This is a genomic window from Elioraea sp. Yellowstone, from assembly GCF_006704265.1.
Lineage (GTDB): Bacteria > Pseudomonadota > Alphaproteobacteria > Acetobacterales > Acetobacteraceae > Elioraea.
The window spans coordinates 1-2,825 of record NZ_VIKA01000247.1 but is presented as its reverse complement, the minus strand read 5'-3'; the positions used below and the strand labels follow the sequence as shown (position 1 = coordinate 2,825).

3 protein-coding genes are annotated in these 2,825 nt (G+C 73.4%); 1 reads left to right on the top strand and 2 read right to left on the bottom strand.

The annotated features are described in order from the left end of the window. On the bottom strand, positions 1-203 hold a 203-nt coding region (locus FK498_RS18305; protein ID WP_202614926.1), incomplete at its 3' end, for an Rrf2 family transcriptional regulator. A gap of 66 nt (positions 204-269) precedes the next feature. Between FK498_RS18305 and cysK the strand changes: the two genes are divergently transcribed. Beyond that, positions 270-1,220, top strand: a complete 951-nt coding sequence (gene cysK, locus FK498_RS18300; RefSeq protein WP_141857091.1) for a cysteine synthase A — start codon at positions 270-272, stop codon at positions 1,218-1,220. A 6-nt stretch (positions 1,221-1,226) separates the two neighbouring features. Here cysK and FK498_RS18295 read toward each other — a convergent pair. Then, the coding region (locus FK498_RS18295; RefSeq protein WP_141857089.1) for a DNA translocase FtsK at positions 1,227-2,825 on the bottom strand (1,599 nt) is incomplete at its 5' end.

The window sequence follows — 2,825 nt, the reverse complement described above, 5'->3', positions numbered from 1 at the left end:
AGCCGGTAGCCGCCTTTGCGTCCGCGGCTGGAGGCCAGCACGCCCGCGCGCGCCAGCGCCTGCAGCAGCGGCTCGATGCCCCGCGGGCTCTGGCCCAGCCGTTCCGCCACCGCGGCCCCGCCGACCGGGCCGGCAGCGCCGTGCAGCGCCACGTCCACCACCACGGCGAGAGCGAGGGCGATGCGGCCGTCCGTGTCGATCATGAAACCTGCCGTGCGGTGTGGCTGTTGCCCTAAACTACGGCCTGAAGCTGTGGTATTCCAGCCGCAATGAATCGCCCCGCCCCGCGCCTGCACGACAGCATCCTCGACACGATCGGCGCGACCCCGCTGGTGCGCTGCGCCAGGCTCGCCGCCGAGGAGGGGCTCGCCGCCGAGCTCTGCCTGAAGCTCGAGTTCCTCAACCCCGGCGCCTCGGTGAAGGACCGGATCGGCCTCGCCATGGTGCGCGCGGCCGAGGCATCGGGCGCGCTCGCCCCGGGCGGCACGCTGATCGAGCCGACCTCGGGCAACACCGGCATCGCGCTCGCGATGGTGGCCGCCGCGCGCGGCTACCGCCTGGTGGTGACGATGCCGGAGGGGGCGTCGGAGGGACGGCGGCGGCTGCTGCGCCTGCTCGGCGCCGAGGTCGTGCTGACCCCGGCCGAACGGGGCATGGCCGGCGCGATCGCCGAGGCCGAGCGGCGCCTCGCCGCGACCCCGGGCGCCGTGATGCCGCGCCAGTTCGACAACCCGGCCAACCCGGAGGTGCACGCCGCGACGACGGCCGAGGAGATCTGGGCCGACACCGCCGGCGCGGTGGACGTGGTGGTGGGCGGGATCGGCACCGGCGGCACGCTCAGCGGCATTGCGCGCGCGCTCAAGCCGCGCCGACCGTGCCTGCGCGTGGTCGGCGTGGAGCCGGACGAGAGCGCGGTGCTGTCCGGCGATCCGCCAGGCCAGCACGGCATCCAGGGGATCGGCGCGGGGTTCCGCCCGGCCGTGCTCGATCTCGCCCTGATCGACGCCGTGGTGCGCGTGGCCGAGGCCGAGGCGATCGCGACCGCACGGCGCGTGGCGCGGGCGGAGGGGATACCCGTCGGCCTCTCCTCGGGGGCTGCGGTGGCGGCGGCGCTGAGGGTCGCGCGCGACCCCGCACTCGCCGGTGGCCGGGTGGTGGCGATCGCAGCCTCCGCCGCCGAGCGCTATCTCGCCACCGCGCTGTTCGCCAATCTCGACTGATGCGCCTCAATCCCGATCCGGCGGCCGGACCAGGATCTCGCGCCTGCCGACGTGATTGGGGGGGCCCACCACGCCCTCCTTCTCCATCCGCTCGATCAGGCGGGCGGCGCGGTTGTAGCCGATCTGGAGATGGCGCTGGATGAAGCTGGTCGACGCCTTGCCCTCGCGCGCCACCAGATCGACCGCGCGGTCGTAGAGCGAGGTCTCGTCGCTCTCCTCGCCGGCGAGCGGCCCGCCGATGCCCGGCAGCGCCGCCTCGCCCGCGGCGGCCGAGGCCTCCGCCTCGGTCACCTCGTCGAGATACTCGGGCTCGCCGAGCGTGCGCAGATGCGCGACCACCGCCTCGACCTCGCCGTCGGAGACGAACGGGCCGTGCACGCGCGTGATCCGCCCGCCGCCGGCCATGTAGAGCATGTCGCCCTGGCCGAGGAGCTGTTCCGCGCCCTGCTCGCCGAGGATGGTGCGGCTGTCCACCTTGCCGACCACGCGGAAGGAGATGCGCGTCGGGAAGTTCGCCTTGATCACGCCGGTGATCACGTCGACCGAGGGGCGCTGGGTCGCCATCAGGATGTGGATGCCCGCCGCGCGCGCCATCTGGGCCAGCCGCTGCACCGCCGCCTCGATCTCCTTGCCGGCGACGATCATCAGGTCGGCCATCTCGTCGACCACGACGACGATGAACGGCAGGGGATCGAGGCTGAGCGGCTGGTCCTCCCAGACCGGTTGGCCCGTTTCGGGATCGAAGCCGGTCTGCACGCGCCGGGTCGGCGTCTCGCCGCGCGCCCGCGCCTCGGTCACGCGTGCGTTGTACCCGGCGATGTTGCGCACGCCGAGCTGGCTCATCAGCCGGTAGCGCCGCTCCATCTCGCGCACCGCCCATTTCAGCGCGCCGACCGCCTTGGCGGGCTCGGTGACGACGGGGGCGAGCAGATGCGGGATGCGGTCATAGACCGACAGCTCCAGCATCTTCGGGTCGATCATGATGAAGCGGCATTCCTCGGGCGGGTGCCGCATCAGGATCGACAGGATCATGGTGTTGATCGCGACCGACTTGCCCGCGCCCGTGGTGCCGGCGATCAGGAGATGCGGCATGCCGGCGAGATCGACGATCACCGGCGCACCGCCGATGTCCTTGCCCAGCGCGAGGTCGAGCCGCCCCTTCGCCTTCGCCCATTCCTCCGAGCCGAGCAGTTCGGAGAGATAGACCGTCTCGCGCCGCGTATTGGGCAGCTCGATGCCGATCGCGTTCCGCCCGGGCACCACCGCGACGCGCACGCTGATCGCGCTCATCGAACGGGCGATGTCGTCGGCGAGCCCGATCACGCGCGAGGACTTGGTGCCGGGCGCGGGCTCGAGCTCGTAGAGCGTCACCACGGGGCCCGGGCGGATCGCGACGATCCGTCCCTGCACGCCGAAATCCGACAGAACGCCCTCGAGCATGCGCGCATTGGCTTCCAGGCTCTCCGGCGAGGGACGGCCGGGGCGCGTCGCGGGCGGCTCGGCAAGCAGCGAAAGGGGGGGCGGCACCCAGCCCGCGCCGGCAAGCGGCAGGGCCGCCTGGGCGGGAACGCGCCGCGGCTCGGCGGGCGGATCGACGCGCGGACG